Origin of the sequence: Nissabacter archeti (assembly GCF_018257325.1) — a bacterium.
Lineage (GTDB): Bacteria > Pseudomonadota > Gammaproteobacteria > Enterobacterales > Enterobacteriaceae > Chimaeribacter > Chimaeribacter arupi.
Genome location: NZ_JAERKB010000004.1, coordinates 36,735 through 59,653, shown reverse-complemented (window position 1 = coordinate 59,653; position 22,919 = coordinate 36,735). Strand labels below are relative to the sequence as shown.

Sequence of the window (22,919 nt, the reverse complement as noted above, 5' to 3'; positions counted from 1 at the left end):
CAAGAATTAAGACTAGGCAGAGATGTGACGCAGCGCTAATTTTTGGCATTCAATCGCTATAAAAAGCAGCAGGCGTCACAATTTGTACAGAAATAGTTTCGCTATGGAACGAATTTTTCCGGCACGCCGTAAGCCCCCTCATTAACGGCCGGGAGAGAGGTGCCCGATACGGAAATAGTGCGCGCCCGGCTCAGGTGCGGCGGGTATCTCCGGCATAAAGCGCATCTGCAAACGCTCCCAGCGGGCGGTGTCCCACGCCAGCAGCTCTCCCGGTGCCTGCGTGGCGGCAGTGACGGAGGTGAGATCACTGAAAGGCGCAATCGGCGTCAGCTGGCGGCACGCCACCCGGCACTGGGCCAGCCAGGCGACGTCCGGGGCGTGCAGCACCGGCCAGCAGAGGATGTGCGGCCAGCCGAAATCGCGGCTTAGCGCGGCAAAACCGGGGCTGCACAGGAAACGCTGCATGGCGCGGCTCTCGCGCCACAGGTAAAACGGCGCGTAACTGTTCTCCTGTGTGCCGGGTAGGGCGTCTTGCCGGTCAGCATAGAGGTATGCCTTAAACACCAGGCCGGGGAAACCGTCCAGCTTCGCGCCGTTGTCACGGATGCGGCGGGTGATGATGCCCATGTCATAGTCTGCGGGCAGCACGAAACGGTATTGCATCGCAATCATAGGGCCTCCGGGCTGAACATTTCACCGCGGCTGAAACTCCACTCATCGGCCTGATTAAACGTTATCACCACCATCACATCTTCCGGCGGGATGCCCAGCTCACGGTGCAGCGCCTCTGCCAGATGGTAATAAAGCGCTTCTTTCTGCGCCCGGCTGCGCGGCTTACCGGCGGTAATCGAAAACAGGATAAACCGGTCACTGCGCGGGCCGCCGAGATAATCCCGGTCGGCGATCAGCCGGTGGGCCGGGTAGCAATCAATCACCTGAAAGCAGTCAGCGGGCGGGACGGCGAAATGCGCCACCAGCTGCTGGTGGAACAGGGTGGAAAGCTGTTGCAGCCACGCCGCAGAGCGGCCTTCGCGCAAGGCAATACGGGTAACAGGCATAGTGAATCCCCAACGGTTTATGGTTCAAGACGGGTAAGGGCGCTGGCCGCGGCCGGCCAACCGGCATAAAACGCCAGATGGGTCACGACTTCCGCCAGCTCCTCCTCACGCACGCCATGTTCTTTGGCGAGAGCGAGGTGGAAAGGCAATTGTTCAAGACGGCTCTGCGCAATCAGGGCGGCCACGGTGATCAGGCTGCGGTCGCGTGGGGAAAGATGAGGGCGCTGCCAGAGATCGCCAAACAGGATGCGGTCAGTCAGCTCAGCCAGTTTTGGCGTTTTCGTTTTCATCACTGCCGGGGCAGAAAGGGAAGGGCGCATCGTGTTCTCCATGACAGGGTAGATGTCCCAAAGCATAAGTGTCTAAAATGGTACTGAATATCGAATTCATCAGGACTCACCGTCCCGAAAAACAGGATTGATGATGAGTAAGCGGCCGTGGTGTTTTGATCTGGATGCATTGCAGAGTTTTGTGACCGGCATTGAGCTGGGCAGTTTCGCCCAGGCAGCCGACCGCCTGGGGCGCTCGACCTCCGCGGTGAGCGCGCAACTGAAAAAGCTTGAGCAACAGTGTGGCGTGGCGCTGGTGGAGAAATCGGGCCGGCATCTGGTGCCGAGCCGTCAGGGCGAGGTGCTGCTGGGGTATGCGCGCCGTTTGCTGGCGCTCAACAGCGAGGCTGCGCTGGCGGTATGCGGCGAAACGCTCTCCGGGCCGTTGCGCGTCGGGATGCAGGAAGATTTCGGTGAGCGGCTGTTACCGGCGGTGCTGGGTGCCTTTTCCCGCGCGCACCCGGAGGTACAACTCACGGCGCGTATTGGCCGCAATGCGGAGCTCCTGCGCGGCATCACCGCCGGGGAGCTGGATTTGGCACTCTGTTGGCAGTGGCAGCAGAGCACACCGTGGATGGCGTCACTCGGGTCGGTGCCGCTTTGCTGGATCGGCGCGCAGCCGGGGGACGTGATGCGCTTTCGCCAGACCCACACCCCCTTGCCGTTGGTGATGTTTGAAGCGCCGTGCCTGATGCGGCAGCGCGCCACGGAGGCGTTGGATCGCGCAGGTATTCCCTGGCGGATTGCCCTGGAGAGCCGCAGCCTGCAAGGCATCTGGGCGGCGGTGTCGGCGGGGCTGGGCGTGACGGTGCGGGCGGATGCCGGATTGCCGGAAAACCTGCACCGGCTGGACGCGGCAACGCTGCCCGCGCTCGGCGATGCCGGGATCACGCTGCATCAGGGCAGCGCCGGGCTGACGGATGCCGCCCTCAGCCTGAAAAAGCAGATCTGCCATGAACTGGCACTGAAGATTAATCCGGCAACGTAAACCGTGCTTAAACAAAAATTTATGCTTTCATATGGTAAAAACGCCGTACTCATCTATAGTGATGAGCACCCCCGTCAATGAGGGATTGTCTGAAAAACAGGCAAGAACAACAGCGTTTGCAAGGATACACGGAATGTTTTACCGGATTGTTACCATCATGATTGCTTGCTCTTTTTCCCTGTGGATTCTTTTTATTTCCCACCCTTCGCAACTCGGTACCTTGTCCCAGCTCGGTATCCGGTTGATCAGCAAGTAGATGTCGGCTGCGTTGCGCAGCCGGACAATTCAGCGTTTCAGCCAGCCTGCCAGTGCCCGCGTCAGCCACGGCATCCAGAAAAACACCACCAGCGCTACCACGGTGGCGTCATTCAACAGGTGGCCGGGCAGGGTACCGGTCAGCGAAGGCACGATCTGATGCCAGAAACGCGGGACCAGTTCGGCTGAGGGGAAAATCACCCCCAGCGTCAGCAGGTACTGTTTCCAACGCGCCGGACGGCGGACGCCCGGTTGCGGCGGGGTAAACCAGAACTGGCTCCCGGCCTGCACCTCAATGCGATCGCCGCCGTCCAGCAGCGACTCGGCATCCGCCAGCAACGATTTCCGTTCGGCGGAGGCTGTCCAACGGGTCAGGTTTTCCAGCGTGTCAAAGCGGATCAACACCGTATAGGTCTGGCCTTCCGCGCCGGGCCGGATGACATTCACCCCGCGATGCCCCTCAAACTGCTCTGCCACCGGCATAATGCGCCGCAACCAGCGTTCATACGCCTCGTGTTGCTGCGGCTGAAGGGTATGGGTAATCACCAGCGTAACCGGTTCTGCATGTGTCATGGCCTGTGTCCCTTATTCTTATCTTACTGGATCGCGATAAGGCGTAATAACGCCGCATGAGAATGACGCACCCAAAAGCCATTGGCGCGGGGCAACCCCTATTTTACGCAGCACGTGTTAAAAAAAATAATGAGTATTATTAACGCTGTTGTTCAAAGGAAAAGAAAAACAGGGCACCGGGTCCGGCAGGTGAGCCAGAAATAAAGGGGGACGTAAACAGAGGAGAGAAAAGGAAAGAACGGGCGGAGGAGAAAAAAGGGTAAAAGAACGGAAACCGCAATGCCGGGTCAGGGCATTGCGGCAGCGCGCCGGTTACGGCATCGGCATTGGCCAGTTTTCCGGGGTGTGGCTCATGATTTCCACAAACAGATCTTTGGCGTGTTGCCCGTACAGCGCCATATCCGCGCTGGTAATGCCTAACAGCCCCATCACAAACCAGCAGGACATGGTAATACCGATGCCGCTGCTCAGAATCGCCAGGCCGTGGCGGCTGGCTTTACGTAACGTAATATTCAGGGTACTGGCAAAAAACATGATAATGGCGCTGAGAATTTCCCAACGCGCCAACACGACGCTGGTGGCAATGGCACTCATGGTTCTGATCCTTAATAACTCGATGCTGACCGCGTGCCGGCGTTATTGGGGTCGCACGTTGCGCGGTGTAAGCACTTAAGACAAATTGCACGAAAGTGTGATAGTGCTCACATTGTATACGGCTTTTTTTCAGCGATCAAAAAATAAACGCTCAGAAAATCAATTACCGGCACAGGCTGCTTAAAAAATGTTTTAAGCAGCCCGCTATTTGTTGAATTCTTGTTTCTAAAGTGTTCACTTTTTATGGCAGGGTTGCCATGATGAAGGGCGATAACGCACAGTGTTCTGATGTTTACCTCACGGGCAGGCCGGATCGTCCGGCCGCCGGCCCCTGAAACGCAAGGAGTCATCATGGCGGATTCTTTAGTGATTTTTTTACACGGCGTCGGCAGCCGCGGCAGCGATCTGTCGGTGCTGGCTTCTTTCTGGCAATCCCGGCTGCCGGGTGCGCGATTTACCGGGCCGGATGCGCCGTTTCCGTTTGATGGGGGCGGGAACGGGTTCCAGTGGTTCAGCCTGAACGGCGTCACGCCGGAAAACCGCCCGGCGCGCATTCAGGCTGCGCGCGAGGCATTCGACAGCACGCTGGCCCGCCTGATTGCGCAGCATAATATGGCCGACCGGCTGGATCGCGTGGCGCTGGTGGGCTTTTCGCAAGGCTCCATCATGGCCCTGGATGCCGTCTTGCGCGGGCGCTGGCCGGTGGCGGCCGTGGTGGCGTTCTCCGGCCGCCTGGCTTCGCCGCCGCCCTACCAACCGGGGCAAAACAGCCGCGTGATGCTGATCCACGGCACGGCCGATGCCGTCATTCCCTATCAGGAGAGCGAAAAGGCGAACCAGGCGCTGCTGGCCGCCGGGGTTGACAGCCAATTGCTGATTGAGCCGGGGCTGGGTCATACCTTGTCTGAAGAGGGCGCAACCCGCGCCGGGGCATTTCTGGTTGAGGCGTTAAAAGGGTAACCCCTTTAATGCATCACCCGCGCCAGCGTAAAACCGTCCCAGCCTTTACTGCCCACGGTTTGCAGGGCAGTGGCGGTCAGGCGCGGTTCATTCGCCATCATGTCGATAAATGTCCGGACGCCCTGCACACGCGGATCGTTACTCTGCGCATCCGTGACTGCACCTTCGCGCACCACGTTGTCACCAATAATCAGGGTGCCCGGCCGTGCCAGCTTCAGGGCCCAGCGCAGGTAATCCGGGTTGTTGGGTTTGTCGGCATCGATAAAGATCAGGTCAAAGGGGGCCTCCCCGGCCAGCATCGGCAACGTGTCCAGCGCCGGGCCGACGTATAGCCGCACCTGCTCCGCCAGCCCGGCCAGCGTGATGTTCTGTTGCGCAATTCCGGCATGGCGCGCATCGGCTTCCAGCGTCACCATTTTTCCACCCGGCGGCAGGGCACGTGCCAGCCACACCGTGCTATAGCCGCCCAGGGTGCCAATTTCCAGAATGCGTGTTGCCTGAGTCATCAGCGCGAATAAGTGCAGCAGTTTGCCCTGGTTAGGGGCCACATCATGTGCCGGCAGCCCGGCCCGGGCATTATTTTCCAGGATCTCCGTCATGACCTCATCGGGTGGGACAAGCTGGCTGACCAGATAATCATCTACCTCTGACCACTTTTGATGCATAACGCCTCCTATAGCGATGCGCCCTGTATGCGCGCTCAACCTGAACGGCACACGCCCCGTGCCAGTTCCCCCTTAAGGGATAGCATAAAATAGCGCCATTGCCGTGCTCACGGTTATCACTGGCCTGCGCTGATGACCTCATTGAGGGAGGCCGGGGCCGGGCCAGGATTCGCTGCTGAAAATCAGAGGTGAGACAGAAAATAAATGATAACGGCGAGGTTGGTTTAAAACGCTGCCATAAATAAAAAATAAGCGCGTCATGGTACGCGGCACTCACTTTATTTCACTTTTTTTAGTGACTTTTTTTATCCTGATATAATAGCCAATATGATGGTTATTCCCGATGCGAAGGCTATAGTTTTTTATAATAATATCAGCGTGGCTAATGGTTATTGCCGTAATCAGGCATTGCCTTATTGAAAATGGATGCCAAAAATAAAGTGCGAATAAGGTGGCAGCAGGAAAGCTGAAGGAAGGTTATCTGAATTGCATGCGCTTTTCCATGTAATCTTAAAGGGGTGACAAACATATGAAATTCAGCAGTAAACAAATCTATTATGAATATATCAACTTTTTGATGCGGGTCGGCTATATCAACGATGAGATCGTACTGGAACTGATGCCGTTGTTAAGCAGTGACAGAATGGCCGATGTGGACAGTTTACTGGAGGATTTGGAGCAGAGTTTTCACAGCCGGCAAAAAGATTACCTGAATAATACCTTCTATAAAGATCTTGAGTCAGGGGAAATTGGCGGGGTATTAGAGGAAAGCAGCCAGAATTACCTCTATGAGTTACTGGTGAAGCACCATAATAAAGAAATAGAGTCCCTGAACCAGACGATTGAAAGCCAGAATGTGCGGCTGGCAAAGAAGCGGATGGATATCCAGCAGCTTACCGATCGCGCCCAATTGCTGGAAAAAGCGGCCCTGCGTTATAAAACCTTGCAGGAGTCGTCAGAAACGTTAGTGATCGAAAATGAGGAGTTGCGCAAAGAGAATAAGGAGCTGAAGGAATTGTCACAGCAAAAAAGAATCGACGGGAAAATTCCCGGCTATGTCAAAGAAGTCAGTGCGAAGCTGGACCTGGATGATAAATCGTTCGCCAGGCTGGCAAATAAATGGTCGGTTGCCGGTTTTACCGCAGCTTCTGCGGCGGTATTTGCCGCCTTTTACACCTTTGCGGAAGGGACCGTATTGCTGGCCAACGCCAAAGTCTATGATGAAATCGCGCTGTTATATGTGTTTTTCCGCGGGGTATTAGGGGTTGGCTTACTCTCCTGGCTGGCGAATGTCTGTTTCAGCACCTCACGCAATTACACCCATGAATCTATCCGGCGTAAGGATCGGCAACATGCGCTGAACTTCGGCCGCCTCTATTTGCAGATTTACGGGGCCAGCGCCCAGAAAGAGGAGATGCTGACGGTGTTCAAGGACTGGAACATGGCGGGCGATTCCTCGTTCTCCAAAGAGGGGGCTGCACCGCCCAGCATGATGGAGATGATCGAAGGGCTGAACAAAATGAGATCCGGGTTAGTGAACAAAGCCAAAGCGGGGGGAAGCGGCAACGGCACCACTGCCCCGCCTCCCACGATACCGCCGGTGCCTTAACGCGCCTCAGGGGGGCTGTTTTGCCGGGAGGGATACTCTCGGCTGAGCGCCTCGCTCAGGTAATCAATAAACACCCGGATTTTCGGCGGCAGGAAACGGGCCGGGTGGTAGAGCAGCCAGGCCCCGCCGGTATAGCGGGTAGTGAACGTCCAGCCCGGCAAAACCTGCACCACGTCACCGTTGGCCAGCGCCTGGCGGGCGGTAAACCACGGCAGGCTGCCGATACCGAGATGGTGGCGTACCGCATCCAGCCGGACTTCGGTGTGGTTGGCGGCATAACGGCCGCGCACCCGCACGCGGCTGGTCTGCGCACCCTGGCGGAACGACCACAGCGCATCGCCTGGGTCTTCCCCTAAACAGAGGCAACTGTGCGCCGCCAAATCACGCGGGTGCTGCGGCACCCCGTGCTCCGCCAGATAGCGGGGCGTGGCACACAGCAGGTGGTCTATGTCCATCAACCGCCGTCCTTTCAGGCCGGGCGGCGGCCGGTCGGTGATACGGATGGCGATGTCTACCTGATCGTCAATCAGATCCATCACGGCATCATTCAGCGCCATCTGGATATCAATCGCCGGGTAGCGCGCCAGAAAGGCAGGCATCAGCGGATGGATGACCACCCGCCCGACCGCTTTCGGCACGCTGATGTGCAATACCCCTTCCGGCTGCGGGTTAAACTGCCCCCCGGCCTCTACCGCCGCCCTGGCGGAGTTCAGCATATCCAGACAGTGGCGATACACCGCCACACCCTCTTCACTCAGGCGCAATTTACGCGTGGTGCGGTGCAGCAGCCGGGTGGCGAGCGCTTTTTCCAGCCGGGTCACGCTGCGGCTGGTGGCAGAGGGCGTCATGCCCAACTGGCGCGCCGCTTCAGAGAAGCTGCCGCAGTCGACCACCCTCACCAGCACGGCCATTTCCGGGAGTAAAGGCAGCAGTTGATCTGTGCGCATCAGGCAAGAATCATTTGTCAGGTGAACGGATTATCACTCTACCATGCAGCACTTATAATAAAAATCCGATGACCAAAGGAGACCACCATGACCATTCGCCTCTATCTGAACAGTGATGCGCTTACCGCTCAAACGCAGGTGCTGCGTTGCGACCCTCTGGAGGAGGGCTATGCGGTGGAGCTGGCGAGCACGCCGTTCCACCCTCAGGGCGGCGGCCAACCGGCAGACAGCGGGACGATAGGCGACGCACAGGTGCTGAACGTGAGTAACGACGGCGAGCGGGTGATTCACCATGTCAGCCGGCCGGTGCCGCTGGGGCCGGTCACGGCAGAGGTGGATGCGGCGCGCCGCGCATTGCATACCCGGCTGCACTCGGCCGGCCATGTGCTGGGGTACCTGGGGGAACAACTGGGCTGGCAGCCGGTAAAAGCCAACCACCGGCCGGGCGAAGCAAAAGTCACCTTTAACGCCGGGCCGGACAGCCGCCAGCCCGAGGCGGAGGCACTGCAACAGGGGTATGCGCAATTGCTGGCTGAACGACTGCCGCGCCGGATTGTGCTGCGTGAGGATGGCCTGCGGGAAGTCAGTTTTGGTGACAAAGTCGCGTATGCCTGCGGCGGCACCCACGTCACCGATACCGGCGAGCTGCCTGCGCTGGCGGCCTTGCAAATCAAGGTGAAGAAAGGGCAGTTACAGATAGGCTACGCGCTAGCTGAAGCGTAATGGCGTCGCTGCCCGGCGGGGGCGGGGAACCTTCAGGCTCCCCGCGCGCCGGGCGGCACAGTCAATTGCCGGAGGATGGCGTGCCTTCAGCCGGTCTGGCGCTGTCAGCCGGTTTGGTACTGTCAGCCGGTATAGTGTTTTCTGCGGGTTTCGTACCCTCCACCGGTTTCGTGCCTTCCGCCTGTTTACGGACCTCCTGCTCGGCATGGCCGGTAAAGCCGGTGTCACCGTGCTGGTGCTCACCACCGCCTTCCACACGCTGAAGCTGGATGACTTTGCCTTTCTCCCACGCATTTGACAGCGGGTCCGGCGGGTTGGTGGGTAAATCGGCACGGTTCTGCTGCCGCTCTTTCGAGTCAATCCCGACCCGCTCGTCGCGGTCTTTCAACAGTTTCTGATCGAGCTGGCCCTCGCCGGTGAAGCCCATCATCAGCGCCGGAATGCCATACGGCAGGTCTTTGTCGCGGTCAGTGTGCCAGGTGTGCCAGGTTTTGCCGTAGGTGTTCACAATCTTGCCCATCAGCACTTTCTCGGCCGCTTCCGGCAGGCCGGGGGCCAGCAGGCTGCCTGATTTCACTTCGTAATGGTGGCTGTGCCACAGCACTTTCTCTTCCGGCGGCAGGGTTTTGTACAGCCGCTCGCTGATGATGTATTCCACCCCCATCAGCTTGGCATCTTTGCCGTTACCGTCATAAATCACCGCCTGCATCACGTCGTCATTTAAAATCGTGACGTAGTGGTGCGCTTCCATCTGGCCGTTTTTGTCACCGTTGTAAAAGTGGAAGCCGTCCAGATAGGCGCTGATGGCATCAATCGGTGCGCGATCCTGCAAGGCCGAGGCCCCGGTTTCCAGCAAGCTGTCTTTGGTGGTTTTTTCCGCGCCCGGCGCTTTTACGTTGCTCGGCGCGGTGGCCTGCGCCAGCGGCGATGCCAGCAGCACCGCGCACAGCGCCGCACTGAACAAGGCGCGGGCAGGGGAGTGGGACGGTTTTTTCAGGGGAATTGACAGGGGAGAGTAATGCATGAATACGCCTTCCTTCGCATAACATCATCACGCGGCACTGCCGCGTACTATGAATAAAAAGCTGACTGGGGTTGAGAAACCCCAGTCAGCTTGCCAGTGAGGTGAGACTGCCGTCAGGGTTCATACGGTGTCATTCAGCCTGATTACGGTGCAGACCACCTTTTCGTCCAGCTTCGGACGCGCGGGCCGGGTCATGTTTGAAATTTCCGCCGCTGCGCTGTCCACCCTTTTTGCCTGCTTCAGATGCTTTTTCTCTGTTTTCCGCAAAATTTCCCGAACCTCCACGATGCTCGGCCATGACACCTCCTATCAACGAGTGAGAATGGGGCTGTGAGCGCCCGGCGGCTGTTATGAAACCAGACGAATGACACCGGATATTGCTCACACCTTGAGCTTAGCCAATCACTTAATATTGACAAGCGAAGCGGCATTAAAAATACCGGCCCCCTTTCGCACCGGGAAAATAACGGCCTTCAGGTCGCAATAAATAAAAGAGGTATAGTGACGGCTCAATATCTTAGGCCGGAGAAACCTGTACCGCGCTTTTTTTCTGTACAGATGGTTGGTTAATAAAGACGCATATTTACGGGATAGGAATCGTCTTAATTACTATTTCAGGCGCTCATTCCAGAGGCGCGGGAAATGTCGCGACGGTTGCGCCGGCCGGGTTTTACGCTATAACTAACAGAGCACTGACGCGTGATGTCCCTCAGGAGATAAAATGTTAAAGCAAATAATTGGGCTATTTTCCAGCCCCGATAATTTTCTGAATATGATTTCAGCCCGTAATCTTGAAGAAGACCTGGACGATAAAGAGCGTATTTTTATCGACGAAGATGGGACGGCATTTGTTAACCCGCGCAGTGAAGAGGTAAAAAAAGATTTTGCGCGCCACGTAGAAGTGATGCGCAATATCTGACCGGCAGCGCATTGCCCGCCGGATGACCTTGCCTGATTAAAAGGCAGTGGTGCCGTCAATCACCGTATGGCAAAGGCCGCCCACCCAGGGTGCGCCGTCAGCATACCGGATCTCCACGCAGCCGTTGCGCTGTTTGCAGGTGCCCTGGCGTACCTGATACCCCTGCCGGAACGCTTCCAGCCCGGCAAAATCCTGCTGCTGCAGCAGCCGCGCCAGGCAGGCATTGGCGCTGCCGGTGACCGGGTCTTCCACCAGCGCGCCCTGTTCCACCAGCAACGCCCGCACTTCCAGGTGCGCCGGGCCGCCTGCCGGGTGCACGCCGTACAGCGCCACGCCGTTGCAGCCGCTCCCGGCCAGCAATGCCGCCAGCGCTGCCACGTCAGCTTTCACCGCCAGCACATCCTCCGCGCTCTCCATTTTCACCACCAGCCAGCGGATGCCCATCGACACCGCCTGCGGCACCGCGCGGTGCGCCACATGGCCGCCCGGCAAGGCCGCAGACACCTGCGCCCGCAGCGGCTCCGGCAGGGGGGCAATCTGCGCCACCGGGGATTTGAACGCCAGCGCCCGCGGGCTTTGCACGGCGACTTCCACCAACCCCACGCCGCACTGTTGCACCAGCTTGCCGTGGCGCGGCGTAACGATCCCCGCTTCCAGCAGCGCATAGGCGGTGCCGAGCGTCGGGTGCCCGGCAAACGGCAATTCGCCGTCCGGGGTAAAAATCCGCACCTGATAATCTGCCGCCGGGTCGGTCGGCGGCAGCGCAAAGGTGGTTTCAGAGAGATTGGTCCAGCGCGCCATGGCGTGCATGTCGGCGGCGCTCAGGCCGTCCGACTCCATGATCACGGCGAGCGGGTTGCCCCGCAGGGGAGTGGAACCGAATACATCGATCTGTTTGAAACGGCGCTGGCGGGTCATCGCAGCTCCTTGGCGTCTGTTGAGGGATCAACAGGTTAGCCGATTTACCGGACGCCAGCCAGCGCCGTGCAGGCTACGGTCAGCGGGTCACGGCCTGCCATTTCCAGTTTTGCACATCCGGCAGATCCTCACCATGCTCCCGCACGTACTGGTAGTGGGCGTCCAGCTTGTCATGCAGCATCTGCACCACGTCACCGGCTCGTTCCGCCAGCCCCGGTACCCGCTCAATGGCGGCCAGCGCCAGGTGGTAGCGATCCATTTCGTTCAGCACCGTCATATCAAACGGCGTGGTAGTGGTGCCTTCCTCCATAAAACCGTGGACGTGGAACTGGCTGTGGTTGGTGCGTTTGTAGATCAGCCGGTGGATCAGGTGCGGATAGCCGTGATAGGCAAAGATCACCGGTTTGCTGCGGGTGAACAGCTGGTCAAAATCGGCGTCACTGCGGCCGTGCGGGTGCTGGTCCGGTGATTGCAGCGCCATCAGATCCACCACATTCACCACGCGGATGCGCAGGGAAGGCAGGTGCTGACGCAGCAACTCCACCGCGGCCAGCGTCTCCATCGTCGGCACATCCCCGGCACAGGCCATCACGATGTCCGGTTCGCTGCCCGCCTCTTCGTTGCCGGCCCACGGCCAGATGCCCAGCCCCGCCTCGCAATGGGCGATGGCCTCATCCATGCTCAGCCACTGCGGCTCCGGCTGTTTACCGGCAATGATCACGTTGATGCGGTCATAGGTTTTCAGGCAGTGATCGCCCACCCATAACAGGGTGTTGGCATCCGGCGGCAGGTAAACGCGCACCACATCCGCTTTCTTGTTGACCACCACATCCACAAAACCGGGGTCCTGATGGCTGTAGCCGTTGTGGTCCTGACGCCAGACGTGGGAAGAGAGCAGGTAGTTAAGGGATGAAACCGGCTTGCGCCACGGCAGGGTACGCGTGACTTTCAGCCACTTCGCGTGCTGGTTGAACATCGAGTCAACGATATGGATGAACGCCTCATAGCAGGAGAACAGCCCGTGGCGGCCGGTCAGCAGGTAGCCTTCCAGCCAGCCCTGGCAAAGGTGCTCACTCAGCACTTCCATTACCCGGCCATCTTTCGCCAGTTGCTCATCGTAAGATTTGATCTCTTCCATCCAGACGCGGTCAGTGGCTTCGAACACGCTGCTTAAGCGGTTGGAGGCGGTTTCATCCGGGCCAAAGATGCGGAAATTCTTCTCCTGCTCGTTCAGCCGGAAAATGTCACGCAGGTATTCGCCAAAAATCGCCGTCGATTGCCCCTGGGTACTGCCGCGCTCACCAATCTCTACGGCATAATCCTGGATCGCCGGCACTTTGAGCGTCTGGCGCAGCAGGCCGCCGTTGGCAAACGGCGTTGCGCCCATGCGTTTTTCACCCTGCGGGGCGAGCTGCCGCAACTCCTCTTTCAGCCGCCCCTGCTCATCAAACAGGTCATCCGGCTGGTAGCTGCGCATCCACTGTTCCAGCAGTTGCCGGTGTTCCTCGTTATCGCGGCAGTTGGCCACCGGCACCTGGTGGGCGCGCCAGAACCCTTCGGTTTTTTTGCCGTCCACCTCTTTCGGGCCGGTCCAGCCTTTCGGGCTGCGGAAAATAACCAGCGGCCAGTGCGGGACTTTCTGCTCCGGGGAACCGTGGCGTGCCTCATGCTGGATATGGCGGATCTGTTCCATCGCCTGGTCCAGCGCGGCGGCGGTTTGCTGGTGCATGTCGGCGGGTTCGTGCCCTTCGACAAAGATCGGCGCGTAGCCATAGCCTTTGAACAGCTGCGCCAGATCCTCATCCGTGCAGCGTGCCAGCAGCGTCGGGTTGGCAATCTTGTAGCCGTTGAGGTGCAGGATCGGCAGCACCGCGCCGTCACGCGCTGGGTTAATGAATTTGTTGGAGTGCCAGCTGGCTGCCAGCGGGCCGGTTTCCGCTTCGCCATCCCCAATCACACAGGCGGCAATCAGGTCAGGGTTGTCAAACACCGCGCCGTAGGCGTGCACCAGCGAGTAACCCAGTTCACCGCCTTCGTGGATTGATCCCGGCGTTTCCGGGGCCGCATGGCTGGGAATGCCGCCGGGAAACGAAAACTGCCGGAACAATTTGCGTATCCCGTCTGCATCCTCGCTGATGTCAGGGTAGATTTCGCTGTAGGTGCCTTCCAGGTAGGTATTCGCCACCATGCCCGGCCCGCCGTGGCCCGGCCCGCAGATGTAAATCATGTTCACATCCTGCTGTTTGATGATGCGGTTCAGGTGGGCGTATAAAAAGTTCAGGCCGGGCGTGGTGCCCCAGTGGCCGAGCAGCCGTGGTTTGATATGTTCAGCGGCCAGCGGCTCACGCAACAGCGGGTTTTCCAGCAGGTAGATCTGGCCGACGGAGAGGTAATTGGCGGCGCGCCAATAGCGATCAATCAGCGATAAAGTCTGGTCGTCCAGTGCGGGCGAGGTGTGTCCCATAGCAAGGTTCCTCCGGTTCAGGCGTGATGAATAAAGCCTAAGTCTAGTGAAAGACGGGGGATTGTGCCTGCCGGGGCGGCAGCGGTGGCAGCAAGCGGTGCCGGAAACACGTCAATCCGGCTGAAAACGATAAGCTATGCTTTACTTAGGTATTTCCTGCGGAGTTGAACCCTGCCCATGATGCGTGCCACTAATCCCTTACCTTCCATTTTCCGCTCGTCGCTTGGCCGTTCAATGGTGATTTTCCTGATCATCATGAGCATTGCGGTGGTGGGCATTAATGGCTGGACGTTGTGGGATTCCTACGACCGTACCCTGCGCGCCACCCACGACCAGGCGAAGAACCTCTCTGTCTCGCTGGCGCGGCAGGCGGAAGACACGTTTTTACAGGTGGAGATTACGCTGACGGATATCGCCCGTGAAATAAGCGGGAAGCCGGTGGCCAGCGACCAGCTTGAGGCGCTGCGCAGCGTGCTGCGCGGGCGGCAGGCGATTCTGCCGCAGTTGCATGGGTTATTTATTTATGATGCCGAGGGCAACTGGCTCGCGACTTCCGGCAATACGATCCCGGTGAACGCCAACAACGCTGACCGGGAATATTTTATCTGGCACCGTACCCATGCAGACCCGGAGATCCATATCGGCAAGGTGATCCGCAGCCGTTCGACCGGCGATCTGGTGATCCCGGTCTCTTTGCGGCTGACCAGCAGAGAGGGCCGCTTTGCCGGCGTGGCGCTGGCAACGGTCAGCATTGACTATTTCCGCCAGCATTACAGCTATTACGTGCTCAGCGAACGCAGCCTGCTGGGGCTGTTTATGGCGGACAGCACCGTGATGTATGTGCGCCCGTTCCCGGATTCGGTGATCAATACCAGCCTCTCCAGCAGCCCGCTGTTTACCCATGCCCTGAAAGCCTCTGCCAGCGGCAGTGGTGCCTGGCGTTCGGCGATGGACAACGAAGTGCGCATCTTTGGCTATGCGCGCCTCAACCGCTACCCGCTGATTGTCGCGGCCGGGTATGACAAGCGTGACATCCAGGCGCAATGGCGGGCGGACAACCTGCTGAGCGTTGTCCTCAGCCTCTCGCTGCTGGCCGCGCTGTTCCTGCTGGGCTTCTTTGTGCTGCGTCAGGTGCGCGTCAGCATGAAGAACCACCTGGAGATGACGCAACTGCGGGACGATCTCACCACCATCAACCATACGCTTCAGGCGCTGGCGCTGGTGGACGGGCTGACAGGGCTGGCCAACCGGCGGCAATTTGATATTTTCCTCGAGCAGAGCCTCCAGCGTTCGGCGCGCAACCAGGAGCCGGTGTCACTTATCATGATGGATATCGACTTTTTCAAACGTTACAACGATGCCTACGGCCACGTCGCCGGGGACGAGTGCCTGAAAAAGGTCGGGGAAGCGTTGCTGCACCTGCCGCACCGGCAGTCTGACCTGATCGCCCGCTATGGCGGCGAGGAGTTCGCGATTGTGCTGCCTTACACCGGCATCAAAGACGCCGCGAAGTTCGCGCAACGCGCCGTGGAGGCTGTCCGGGCGATTGGCCTGCCCCATGCAGAAACCGATGTGCCGGGGAAAATCGTCACCATCAGTGCCGGCAGTTATAGCTGCATCGTTAAAGGAAACGGGCCGGACGCCAGGGCGTTCAAGGAACACGCCGATCAGGCGCTCTACCAGGCCAAACACTCCGGCCGCAACTGCGGGATCAGCACCGAGGGGTGAGGGTGTGCCCCCCGTTTCCGTCCGGCGGACGCCTTAGAACTTTGTGCCTTTTCGCCCCGTCGGGCTGGCGATTGTTGCCATAAACCGTCAGTATGAATGGTTAAGAAAACCGTTGTCCCGTCAATGACGGGTGTAGAGAACCCTGCTGAGGAGACCTTATGGCAATTGAATATGCAACGCTGGCTGGTGGCTGCTTCTGGTGTACCGAGGCGGTATTTAATGATGTGGTCGGGGTGGTCTCGGTAGAGAGCGGCTACACCGGCGGCCAGGTGGCGAACCCGACCTATCGCCAGGTGTGCACCGGTGAAACCGGCCATGCTGAGGCGATCCGCGTCGGTTTTGACCCGGAAAAGATCAGCTACGGCGATATCCTCGACATCAGCTTCGCGACCCATGACCCAACCCAGCTTAACCGACAGGGTAATGACATCGGCACGCAGTACCGCTCGGCCATCTTCCCGGCCACACCGGAACAGCATGAAGAGGCTCAGGCCGCCATTCGCCGTGCGCAGGCTGATAACAGCCAGCCGGTGGTGACCACCATTGAGGCGCTCGGCACCTGGTATCCGGCAGAGGATTACCACCAGAACTACTGGGAAGGCGAAGGCCAGGAGAACCGCTACTGCATGGCCGTGATCCCACCGAAGCTGCAAAAACTGCGCAAAAGCTTTGCCAACCGCACCAAATCTGCGAACAGCTAAGCAGGGCGTCATAAAAAAGCCGGCGATATCAGCCGGCTTTTTTTATGGGTGGAACACCTGTGATCAGAAGTGGGTGTTAAGGCTCATGTAATAGGTGCGGCCCGACTCGTTATACGTGTTCGCCCCGGCACCGTACAGGTAGGAGCTGGTCGTGGCGTTGCCGGTGGTCTGGGCGTTGCCCTGGCGGAAGTGGCGCTTGTCGAACAGGTTGTCGATGCCCAGCGTGACGCTGACATATTTCGTCACGTCATAAGTGCCGCTCATGCCCAGCAGGGAATAGGGGCTGACTTTCCAGGTTTCGCTGCCGGTCACGGCCTCACCCTTGTAGTTGTACTTTTTCGGCGTCTGTGTGCCGTACCAGGTCAGGGTGGTTTGCAGCGAAAGCTGTTGGGTTGCCTGCCAGCTCAGGGTTGAGTTCAGCGTGTACTCCGGGATAATCGACAGCCGATCGCCGGTGGTTTTGTTTTTGCTCTGCAACATGTAGGTCAGGTTGTTATTCCACTGCACCGCGTCGCTGAACGGAATATTGACCGTCCCTTCCAGCCCTTCCACCACGGCTTTCGGCACGTTTTCCCATTTATAGACATCCGTGGCGCCGTTGGTGGAGGTGCTGACCGGCAGGTAGCCGGACTCGATCTTGTTGCGGTAATCATTGCGGAACCAGGTAATGCCCGCCTGATAGCCGTCATGTTTCCATTCCAGCCCGACTTCTTTATTGATGCTGGTTTCAGCCTCCAGATCGCTGTTGCCGACCAGGTAACAGCCGGCGGTGCTGGCCGGGCAGCCCTGGCCGCGGCTGTAGAGCAGGTAGTTGGGGTTGGTCTGGTAAAGGCTTGGCGCTTTATAGGCGCGGGCGATGCCCAGTTTCAACGTGACATCGTCACTTAACCCTTGCGACAGGTTCAGGGACGGGCTCCAGTTGTCGCCTACGATGCTGTGATGGTCAAAACGCAGCGCCGGGGTCAGCATGGTGCTGTCGGTCAGCTCGATATTGTCTTCCGCGAACAGGGAAAAGATCTCCGCAGAGGAGTAAGGGCTGCGGCCGGTGCTGGCGATGCCGTCCACCGCGCCGCCGGAGAGCGCCTGGGTGTTGGAAATATTGTCTTTCATCCGCTGCTGGTTCCACTCTGCGCCGAAGGTCGCGGTCTGGTTAACCCACAATTCGAACGGAATGCTGATTTCACTGTGCAGCAGCACATCATCAAGCTGGATGGAGGAGAAGCCGTCATCCGAGAAGATCCCCTCGGTGCCGCCCGCCAGCCCTTCATTCATGCGGGTGTTGCGGGTGTTCTCATACTGGGCGTAGTTCCTGGTGCTGATGCCGTTGTCCCATGCACCGTTCCACTTCACCGCGAAATTCTGGCGGTAGAGCCGGTTGGTCTCTTTGCCGTAATTTTCATGCACCAGCGCACTGGTATTGGTGTTCTGGGTATCCCCGGCATAGAGGTTGCCCTGGCGGCTGTAGCCTGCCTCAAACTCCAGTGACTGCATCGGGGCGAACGCCCAGTGGATCATGGCGTTGATGTCTTTGTTCACCGAGCCTTCACGACCGGCCGGAACGGAACCGGCGTAACTGCCGGTGCGCAGCGCCTCATGCCCGGCGTTGATGTACTCGGCGTCCGCCTGGGTTTTCGCCAGCCCGCCATACAAACGGAAGGTGACGTCATCCCCCAGCGGGCCGGAGAGGCTGAAGTTGGTGCGTTTGGTTGAGCCTTCCTCATCATGCTGCGGCACATTGAAGTAGGTATTCCAGCTTCCGTGCCATTGCGGCGTATCTTTTTTGGTGATGATGTTAACCACGCCGCCTGCCGCACCGTTGCCGTAGCGGGCAGCAGCCGGGCCGCGGATCACCTCGATATGGTCGATCATTTCCGGCGGCACCCAGTTGCTGTCACCGCGTGTGTCACGCTCACCGCGCCAGCCCAGGCGCACGGAGTTGCGGCTGGTGACCGGCACATCATCAATCAGGATCAGGGTGTTTTCCGGCCCCATGCCGCGGATGTCAATCTGGCGGCTGTTGCCGCGCTGGCCGCTGGTGGAGTTGCCGGTCAGGTTAACGCCCGGCATGGTGCGGATTATCTCGGAAACATCCCGCGCCGGGGGGCGCTTTTTAATCTCATCGGCGGTTATGGTGGAGACGCCCGGCGCTTGCAGTGTCTGCTCGGCGGCGGTCACCAGCATGGTATCGCCGCTGTCACCGGCAGCGACGTCAGCCGCCGCCGCATCGGCCGTGGCTGCCTGGGTGGTGATGTTGTGTTGATCCACTGGCGTACTCTGTTCTGCCGCCTGGGTATTCCCTGCCAGAATTAATGTGCCGATGCCTGCTTTAATCAGCATCGCTAATGGGTAACGCGTCATTATTTTCATTTTGCTGTCCCGGCTGGACCCGTTCCGGCAGCCCTCAGCCGGCGCGGTTCTTAGCGCAATCAATATTTAACCAATTTGTTATTTTCCCTTTCCCCTGGGAACAGGTAACCTCTTGAAAAACCATTGACCCTGATACACCGGGACGCGGTTTTTCACAGGCTGCAACACACTATTTCAAATACAAATAATTATCAATAACATTCTCAAATGAGAATTGTTCATGTTAAGAATATTGACAGGCAGAGGAACCGCAAGAATGAACAACGAACGTTACCTGCAAGCCGTGCATTTCAGTTTCGGCGACTCCCCGGCGATGGCCGACCAGCTTCTGGCGCTGGTGCTGGCAGGGAAAAAGCGTGCCACTTGTGGCGCATTGCAGTCCTATTACGATGACAATGAACCGCTGCCGCAGGCCGGGGCGTTTAATGTGATCGAAGACGGGCGCGGGCGCGCCGCCTGTGCCATCGAAATCAAAGAAGTCTCTATCCTGCGTTACTGCGATGTGCCGGAAGAGTTTGCGCTGGCGGAAGGAGAGGGTACTTTTGAGGAGTGGAAGCGCGAGCACCGGGACTTTTTCACCCGCACCGGTGAATTCAGCGAAGAGATGAAACTGGTCTGCCTGCGGTTTGACGTCGTCGAGGTGTTTGACGCGCCTGCCGCGTAATTATTTGTTTGATAAAGGAGTTATCATGGACGCATTGGTTCCGGTGATCACCACCGATCGCCTGGTATTGCGGGCGCACACACTGGCGGATGCCGCTGAGCAGGCGGAGCTATGGGCAAATGAGAATGTCACCCGGTATATCGGCGGCAACCCCTCCACGACGGAGGAGAGCTGGAGCCGCCTGCTGCGTTATGCCGGGCACTGGCATATGCTGGGGTTTGGGTACTGGGCGGTCGAGGAGCGCAGCAGCGGGCGCTATATCGGCTGTACCGGCTTTGCGGATTACCAGCGGGCATTAACCCGTGACGTCAGCGGCAAAGCGGAAATGGGCTGGACGTTTCTGCCCGCGTTCCACGGAAAAGGGTACGCCACCGAAGCGGTGCAGGCCGCGCAGGCGTGGGCGGCGGGGAATTTGAAAAAGCCCATTTTCTGCATGATCAACCCGGATAACCAGCCGTCGATCCGGCTGGCGTTGAAAGCCGGGTTCCTCCCGGACGGCGAAGACCAGTACCACGGCCGCCCGGTTAACCTCTACGCCTATCGCGCGGCGGGCGTTTAACCCCCGCCAAGGTACGCTTTGCGCACCTCCTGGTTTTGCAGCAATTCACTGCCGCTGCCGGTCAGGCGGATCTGGCCGGTGGCCATCACATAGCCCCGGTCAGAGAGTTTCAGCGCATGGTTGGCGTTCTGTTCCACCAGAAACAGCGTCATGCCGCTTTGGGTCAGTTCCCGCAGGATGGAGAAAATCTGCTTCACCACAATCGGTGCCAGCCCAAGGCTCGGCTCATCCAGCAACAACAGCTTCGGGCGGCTCATCAGGGCGCGGGCAATCGCCAGCATCTGCTGTTCACCGCCGGACAGCGTCATCGCCCGCTGGGCGCGCCGTTCCTCGAGCCGGGGAAACAGTGAGAACATCCGCGCCAGGTCCTCTTTCACATAGCGGTTGCCGATGGGGATAGTGCCCATCAGCAGATTCTCCTCCACGCTCATATCCGGGAAAATGCGCCGTCCCTCCGGGGACTGGGCAATGCCGTTGCTGGCGATAAAATGGGTGGAACGGCGGCTGATCGGTTCGCCGCGATAAAAAATCTCCCCGGCGGCAATCCGGGGCTGACCAAAAATCGACATCAACAGCGTCGATTTGCCTGCGCCGTTCGCCCCAATCAGTGACACTGTCTCGCCCTCCTGCACGGTCAGTGAGACATTTTTCAACGCCTGCACCGGCCCGTAAAACACATCCACATTGCGGAACTCCAGCATCACATCCTTCACGCAGCATCCTCCTCGTCGGTGCCCAGATAGGCGGCGATCACCCGGTCATTGTGCTGGATCTGCTGCGGCGTGCCGCGTGCAATCACGTCGCCGTGGTCAAGCACGATGACGTGGTCGGAAATCTCCATCACCATGCCCATATCATGTTCGATCAGCAAAATAGTCAGGCCGTGTTGCTGGCGCAGAAAGCGGATGATGCGGCTCAGCGCGGCGGTCTCCACCGGGTTCAGCCCGGCGGCCGGTTCATCCAGGCAGAGCATCGACGGCAGGGTGCACATGGCGCGGGCGATCTCCAGCCGCCGTTGCTGGCCATACGAGAGCGTGCCGGCCAGCCGGTTGGCGCAGTCCACCAGATCCACCACCTCCAGCCAGTAAAACGCCTGATCGATCGCGCGGTTTTCGGCATGGCGATAGCCCGGCGTGTTAAGGATGCCCGCCAGCAGGTTGCGGTTAACACGCATGTGCTGCGCCACCAGCAGGTTTTCCACCACCGACAGCTCGCGGAACAGCCGGATGTTCTGGAACGTGCGCGCCAGCCCGGCCCGGTTCACCAGATGGGTGCCGCCAAACATTTTGTACCAGAGGCGGCGGCCCAGCCGGGCAGGGTTAATCAGATCGCCGGGGCGCAGCGCTTCGCCCAGAATCTCGATCACGTCAGTGGCGCGCGCGCCGGTATGCAACCGGATGTGGCCGCCGGTGGCGCGGTAAAAGCCGGTCAGGCAGTTGAACACCGTGGTTTTGCCCGCCCCGTTGGGGCCGATCAGCGCAGTAATCGAACCGCGATCGACATCCAGGCTGACGTCATTCAGCGCTTTAATGCCGCCGAAGTGCATCATCAGGTGTTCCACCTGCAGGATTTTTTCACTCAAGGGGCGACTCCTTTACGCACGGCAAACCCACTGCGGCTGGTGCGCACCAGCCCGCGCGGCCGCCAGATCATCATCAGCACCATCAGCACGCCAAACAACAGCACCCGGTATTCGGCAAAACTGCGTAACAGCTCGGGCGCGACGGTCAGCACAAACGCCGCCAGTACCACGCCGAGTGTCGAGCCCATGCCGCCCAGGACCACAATCGCCAGAATCAGCGCCGACTCAAAGAAGGTGAAGGAGGTCGGGTTCACGAAGCCCTGATAGCTGGCGAAAAACACCCCGGCCAGCCCGGCAGTGGACGCGCCGAGCATAAAGGCGGAGAGCTTCACCAGCACATGGTTCAGGCCCAGCGACCGGCAGGCGATCTCATCCTCACGCAGGGCTTCCCAGGCGCGGCCGATCGGCATCCGGGTCAGCCGGTGTTTGATGTAAAGCACCAGCAGCACTACCAGGCAGAGCACCACATAGATAAAGATGAATTTGAAATTCGGGCTATAGGCAATGCCGAGGAACTCGTGGATCGGCGTGCCGCCTTCCCGCGCGCGGCGGCCGAACTCCAGGCCAAAAAACGTCGGTGCCGGCACGGAAATGCCGTTCGGGCCGCCGGTCACGGCCAGCCAGTTATTCAGCACCAGCCGGATAATCTCACCAAAGCCGAGTGTGACAATCGCCAGGTAGTCGCCATGCATCCGCAATACCGGGAAGCCGAGCAGCGCCCCGGCGCTGGCCGCCAGCAACGCCGCCAGCGGCAGCATCGACCAGAACCCCAGCCCGAGGTGCTGGTAGCCCAGTGCCAGCCCATAGGCGCCAATGGCATAAAAGGCGACGTAGCCGAGGTCAAGCAGCCCGGCCAGCCCGACCACGATGTTCAGCCCCAGCCCCAGTAACACATAAATCAGCCCGAGGATCGCCACCGTGAGCAGGTATTTGGTGGCGACGAACGGAAACAGCGCCGCCAGCAGCACCAGCAGCGGGATGACCCAGCGCAGCCGCGAGCGGTGGCCCACCTGCTGCACATAAACGCCGTGATCCGCGCCTTCAAAGTTTGCCGCCATCCGCCGCCCGCGTTGGCTCTGCCACAGCAGGCTCAGCAGCAGGCGGCCCACCATCACCACCGCGACGATCACCGCCACCCGTTGCGGCTCAGTGTGGTACTGATAGCCGTCCAGCACCACGCCCACCACCGGGCCGAACACCACCAGCGCGATCAGCCCGGCGACCACTGCATCAAGAAGGCTCTGTTTCAGCGTCACGCCTGCGGCGTGTTGTGTCTGCGTCATACCTGCTCC

24 protein-coding genes and 1 pseudogene are annotated in these 22,919 nt (G+C 59.3%); 9 read left to right on the top strand and 16 right to left on the bottom strand.

All coding sequences use genetic code 11. From position 1 onward, the window contains the following. Window positions 1–141: 141 nt before the first annotated feature. Genes JK232_RS06365 through JK232_RS06355 form a run of 3 tightly spaced genes read right to left on the bottom strand, consistent with a single transcriptional unit; the run spans window position 142 to window position 1,378 of the window. Window positions 142–672, bottom strand: a complete 531-nt coding sequence (locus JK232_RS06365; protein ID WP_072928294.1) for a DUF4865 family protein — start codon at window positions 670–672, stop codon at window positions 142–144. Next, a complete protein-coding gene (locus tag JK232_RS06360) occupies window positions 669–1,058 on the bottom strand; it encodes a tautomerase family protein (RefSeq protein WP_101835475.1) in 390 nt (129 codons plus the stop codon). Before JK232_RS06360 ends, JK232_RS06365 begins: the two co-directional genes overlap by 4 nt. Window positions 1,059–1,075: 17 nt before the next feature. After that, a complete protein-coding gene (locus JK232_RS06355) occupies window positions 1,076–1,378 on the bottom strand; it encodes a carboxymuconolactone decarboxylase family protein (RefSeq protein ID WP_072928296.1) in 303 nt (100 codons plus the stop codon). 103 nt (window positions 1,379–1,481) lie between these two features. Here JK232_RS06355 and JK232_RS06350 point away from each other — a divergent pair, with 103 nt between their 5' ends. Next, window positions 1,482–2,375, top strand: coding sequence for a LysR substrate-binding domain-containing protein (locus tag JK232_RS06350; protein WP_101835473.1), 894 nt, complete (start codon window positions 1,482–1,484; stop codon window positions 2,373–2,375). Window positions 2,376–2,660: 285 nt separating this feature from the next. On the opposite strand, the gene JK232_RS06345 is transcribed toward JK232_RS06350, so the two are convergent. The 3 genes from JK232_RS06345 to JK232_RS06335 all read right to left on the bottom strand — a co-directional run bounded on the left by JK232_RS06345 (window position 2,661) and on the right by JK232_RS06335 (window position 4,150). Continuing rightward, window positions 2,661–3,203 carry an antibiotic biosynthesis monooxygenase gene (locus tag JK232_RS06345; RefSeq protein WP_101835471.1) on the bottom strand — a complete coding sequence of 181 codons (543 nt, stop codon included), beginning with the start codon at window positions 3,201–3,203 and terminating at the stop codon, window positions 2,661–2,663. 312 nt (window positions 3,204–3,515) lie between these two features. Then, the gene (locus JK232_RS06340; RefSeq protein ID WP_072928299.1) at window positions 3,516–3,797 is read right to left on the bottom strand and encodes a YjcB family protein; all 282 of its coding nucleotides are present in this window, start codon (window positions 3,795–3,797) and stop codon (window positions 3,516–3,518) included. A 107-nt stretch (window positions 3,798–3,904) separates the two neighbouring features. Further along, window positions 3,905–4,150, bottom strand: coding sequence for a hypothetical protein (locus JK232_RS06335; RefSeq protein WP_139300285.1), 246 nt, complete (start codon window positions 4,148–4,150; stop codon window positions 3,905–3,907). Between JK232_RS06335 and JK232_RS06330 the strand changes: the two genes are divergently transcribed. Beyond that, the gene (locus tag JK232_RS06330) at window positions 4,149–4,757 is read left to right on the top strand and encodes an alpha/beta hydrolase (protein ID WP_072928300.1); all 609 of its coding nucleotides are present in this window, start codon (window positions 4,149–4,151) and stop codon (window positions 4,755–4,757) included. The genes JK232_RS06335 and JK232_RS06330 overlap by 2 nt on opposite strands. Window positions 4,758–4,762: 5 nt before the next feature. On the opposite strand, the gene JK232_RS06325 is transcribed toward JK232_RS06330, so the two are convergent. Then, a complete protein-coding gene (locus tag JK232_RS06325) occupies window positions 4,763–5,422 on the bottom strand; it encodes an O-methyltransferase (protein WP_072928301.1) in 660 nt (219 codons plus the stop codon). A 529-nt stretch (window positions 5,423–5,951) separates the two neighbouring features. On the opposite strand from JK232_RS06325, the gene JK232_RS06320 reads away from it, so the two are divergent. Beyond that, window positions 5,952–7,031: a hypothetical protein gene (locus JK232_RS06320; protein ID WP_101835469.1), complete on the top strand. Its 1,080-nt coding sequence runs from the start codon at window positions 5,952–5,954 to the stop codon at window positions 7,029–7,031. Here JK232_RS06320 and JK232_RS06315 read toward each other — a convergent pair. Further along, window positions 7,028–7,978, bottom strand: coding sequence for a LysR family transcriptional regulator (locus tag JK232_RS06315; RefSeq protein ID WP_101828047.1), 951 nt, complete (start codon window positions 7,976–7,978; stop codon window positions 7,028–7,030). The genes JK232_RS06320 and JK232_RS06315 overlap by 4 nt on opposite strands. An 87-nt stretch (window positions 7,979–8,065) precedes the next feature. Here JK232_RS06315 and JK232_RS06310 point away from each other — a divergent pair, with 87 nt between their 5' ends. Continuing rightward, window positions 8,066–8,701, top strand: coding sequence for an alanyl-tRNA editing protein (locus JK232_RS06310; protein ID WP_072928304.1), 636 nt, complete (start codon window positions 8,066–8,068; stop codon window positions 8,699–8,701). A gap of 196 nt (window positions 8,702–8,897) precedes the next feature. Here JK232_RS06310 and JK232_RS06305 read toward each other — a convergent pair. Together JK232_RS06305 and JK232_RS06300 are read right to left on the bottom strand one after the other, a co-directional pair. Then, window positions 8,898–9,725, bottom strand: a pseudogene (locus tag JK232_RS06305) (OBAP family protein); the annotation flags it as partial. Window positions 9,726–9,855: 130 nt separating this feature from the next. Then, entirely contained in the window at window positions 9,856–10,023 is a 168-nt protein-coding gene (locus JK232_RS06300; protein WP_072928305.1) for a con-10 family general stress protein, read from the bottom strand. Window positions 10,024–10,446: 423 nt separating this feature from the next. Here JK232_RS06300 and JK232_RS06295 point away from each other — a divergent pair, with 423 nt between their 5' ends. After that, entirely contained in the window at window positions 10,447–10,644 is a 198-nt protein-coding gene (locus JK232_RS06295; RefSeq protein ID WP_072928306.1) for a hypothetical protein, read from the top strand. Between the two features lie 36 nt (window positions 10,645–10,680). On the opposite strand, the gene JK232_RS06290 is transcribed toward JK232_RS06295, so the two are convergent. Both JK232_RS06290 and JK232_RS06285 read right to left on the bottom strand, forming a co-directional pair. Further along, a complete protein-coding gene (locus JK232_RS06290) occupies window positions 10,681–11,562 on the bottom strand; it encodes a PhzF family phenazine biosynthesis protein (protein ID WP_212588948.1) in 882 nt (293 codons plus the stop codon). Between the two features lie 79 nt (window positions 11,563–11,641). Beyond that, the gene (locus tag JK232_RS06285; protein WP_101835463.1) at window positions 11,642–14,026 is read right to left on the bottom strand and encodes a phosphoketolase family protein; all 2,385 of its coding nucleotides are present in this window, start codon (window positions 14,024–14,026) and stop codon (window positions 11,642–11,644) included. 177 nt (window positions 14,027–14,203) lie between these two features. Here JK232_RS06285 and JK232_RS06280 point away from each other — a divergent pair, with 177 nt between their 5' ends. Further along, window positions 14,204–15,754, top strand: a complete 1,551-nt coding sequence (locus tag JK232_RS06280) for a GGDEF domain-containing protein (protein WP_338086298.1) — start codon at window positions 14,204–14,206, stop codon at window positions 15,752–15,754. Window positions 15,755–15,912: 158 nt separating this feature from the next. After that, complete coding sequence (gene msrA, locus JK232_RS06275) at window positions 15,913–16,455, top strand: peptide-methionine (S)-S-oxide reductase MsrA (RefSeq protein WP_101828053.1); 543 nt, start codon at window positions 15,913–15,915, stop codon at window positions 16,453–16,455. A 63-nt stretch (window positions 16,456–16,518) separates the two neighbouring features. Here msrA and JK232_RS06270 read toward each other — a convergent pair whose 3' ends face one another. Continuing rightward, window positions 16,519–18,813, bottom strand: coding sequence for a TonB-dependent siderophore receptor (locus tag JK232_RS06270; RefSeq protein WP_476739372.1), 2,295 nt, complete (start codon window positions 18,811–18,813; stop codon window positions 16,519–16,521). A 265-nt stretch (window positions 18,814–19,078) separates the two neighbouring features. Here JK232_RS06270 and JK232_RS06265 point away from each other — a divergent pair, with 265 nt between their 5' ends. Both JK232_RS06265 and JK232_RS06260 read left to right on the top strand, forming a co-directional pair. After that, window positions 19,079–19,486: an ASCH domain-containing protein gene (locus JK232_RS06265; RefSeq protein ID WP_101828055.1), complete on the top strand. Its 408-nt coding sequence runs from the start codon at window positions 19,079–19,081 to the stop codon at window positions 19,484–19,486. A gap of 25 nt (window positions 19,487–19,511) precedes the next feature. Further along, entirely contained in the window at window positions 19,512–20,045 is a 534-nt protein-coding gene (locus tag JK232_RS06260; RefSeq protein ID WP_101835457.1) for a GNAT family N-acetyltransferase, read from the top strand. On the opposite strand, the gene JK232_RS06255 is transcribed toward JK232_RS06260, so the two are convergent. From JK232_RS06255 to livM, 3 genes are read right to left on the bottom strand one after another with little or no spacing between them, the layout of a single operon-like run. Beyond that, window positions 20,042–20,758, bottom strand: coding sequence for an ABC transporter ATP-binding protein (locus tag JK232_RS06255; RefSeq protein WP_072927938.1), 717 nt, complete (start codon window positions 20,756–20,758; stop codon window positions 20,042–20,044). The genes JK232_RS06260 and JK232_RS06255 overlap by 4 nt on opposite strands. Beyond that, a complete protein-coding gene (locus tag JK232_RS06250) occupies window positions 20,755–21,594 on the bottom strand; it encodes an ABC transporter ATP-binding protein (protein WP_394854019.1) in 840 nt (279 codons plus the stop codon). The genes JK232_RS06255 and JK232_RS06250 overlap by 4 nt, the downstream gene beginning before the upstream one ends. Before the next feature lie 29 nt (window positions 21,595–21,623). Beyond that, on the bottom strand, window positions 21,624–22,910 hold the full coding sequence (livM, locus tag JK232_RS06245) for a high-affinity branched-chain amino acid ABC transporter permease LivM (protein ID WP_072927941.1): 1,287 nt from the start codon (window positions 22,908–22,910) through the stop codon (window positions 21,624–21,626). Between the last annotated feature and the right edge of the window lie 9 nt (window positions 22,911–22,919).

Bases quoted from the DNA above. Each gene is read 5' to 3' on its own strand.
- msrA (WP_101828053.1), top strand. From the start codon at position 15,913: ATGGCAATTGAATATGCAACGCTGGCTGGTGGCTGCTTCTGGTGTACC.
- JK232_RS06285 (WP_101835463.1), bottom strand. From the start codon at position 14,026: ATGGGACACACCTCGCCCGCACTGGACGACCAGACTTTATCGCTGATT.
- JK232_RS06350 (WP_101835473.1), top strand. From the start codon at position 1,482: ATGAGTAAGCGGCCGTGGTGTTTTGATCTGGATGCATTGCAGAGTTTT.
- JK232_RS06340 (WP_072928299.1), bottom strand. From the start codon at position 3,797: ATGAGTGCCATTGCCACCAGCGTCGTGTTGGCGCGTTGGGAAATTCTC.
- JK232_RS06345 (WP_101835471.1), bottom strand. From the start codon at position 3,203: ATGACACATGCAGAACCGGTTACGCTGGTGATTACCCATACCCTTCAG.
- JK232_RS06260 (WP_101835457.1), top strand. From the start codon at position 19,512: ATGGACGCATTGGTTCCGGTGATCACCACCGATCGCCTGGTATTGCGG.
- livM (WP_072927941.1), bottom strand. From the start codon at position 22,910: ATGACGCAGACACAACACGCCGCAGGCGTGACGCTGAAACAGAGCCTT.
- JK232_RS06290 (WP_212588948.1), bottom strand. From the start codon at position 11,562: ATGACCCGCCAGCGCCGTTTCAAACAGATCGATGTATTCGGTTCCACT.
- JK232_RS06300 (WP_072928305.1), bottom strand. From the start codon at position 10,023: ATGGCCGAGCATCGTGGAGGTTCGGGAAATTTTGCGGAAAACAGAGAA.
- JK232_RS06295 (WP_072928306.1), top strand. From the start codon at position 10,447: ATGTTAAAGCAAATAATTGGGCTATTTTCCAGCCCCGATAATTTTCTG.
- JK232_RS06250 (WP_394854019.1), bottom strand. From the start codon at position 21,594: ATGATGCACTTCGGCGGCATTAAAGCGCTGAATGACGTCAGCCTGGAT.
- JK232_RS06355 (WP_072928296.1), bottom strand. From the start codon at position 1,378: ATGCGCCCTTCCCTTTCTGCCCCGGCAGTGATGAAAACGAAAACGCCA.
- JK232_RS06325 (WP_072928301.1), bottom strand. From the start codon at position 5,422: ATGCATCAAAAGTGGTCAGAGGTAGATGATTATCTGGTCAGCCAGCTT.
- JK232_RS06360 (WP_101835475.1), bottom strand. From the start codon at position 1,058: ATGCCTGTTACCCGTATTGCCTTGCGCGAAGGCCGCTCTGCGGCGTGG.
- JK232_RS06330 (WP_072928300.1), top strand. From the start codon at position 4,149: ATGGCGGATTCTTTAGTGATTTTTTTACACGGCGTCGGCAGCCGCGGC.
- JK232_RS06265 (WP_101828055.1), top strand. From the start codon at position 19,079: ATGAACAACGAACGTTACCTGCAAGCCGTGCATTTCAGTTTCGGCGAC.
- JK232_RS06310 (WP_072928304.1), top strand. From the start codon at position 8,066: ATGACCATTCGCCTCTATCTGAACAGTGATGCGCTTACCGCTCAAACG.
- JK232_RS06365 (WP_072928294.1), bottom strand. From the start codon at position 672: ATGATTGCGATGCAATACCGTTTCGTGCTGCCCGCAGACTATGACATG.
- JK232_RS06270 (WP_476739372.1), bottom strand. From the start codon at position 18,813: ATGACGCGTTACCCATTAGCGATGCTGATTAAAGCAGGCATCGGCACA.
- JK232_RS06320 (WP_101835469.1), top strand. From the start codon at position 5,952: ATGAAATTCAGCAGTAAACAAATCTATTATGAATATATCAACTTTTTG.
- JK232_RS06315 (WP_101828047.1), bottom strand. From the start codon at position 7,978: ATGCGCACAGATCAACTGCTGCCTTTACTCCCGGAAATGGCCGTGCTG.
- JK232_RS06335 (WP_139300285.1), bottom strand. From the start codon at position 4,150: ATGATGACTCCTTGCGTTTCAGGGGCCGGCGGCCGGACGATCCGGCCT.
- JK232_RS06280 (WP_338086298.1), top strand. From the start codon at position 14,204: ATGATGCGTGCCACTAATCCCTTACCTTCCATTTTCCGCTCGTCGCTT.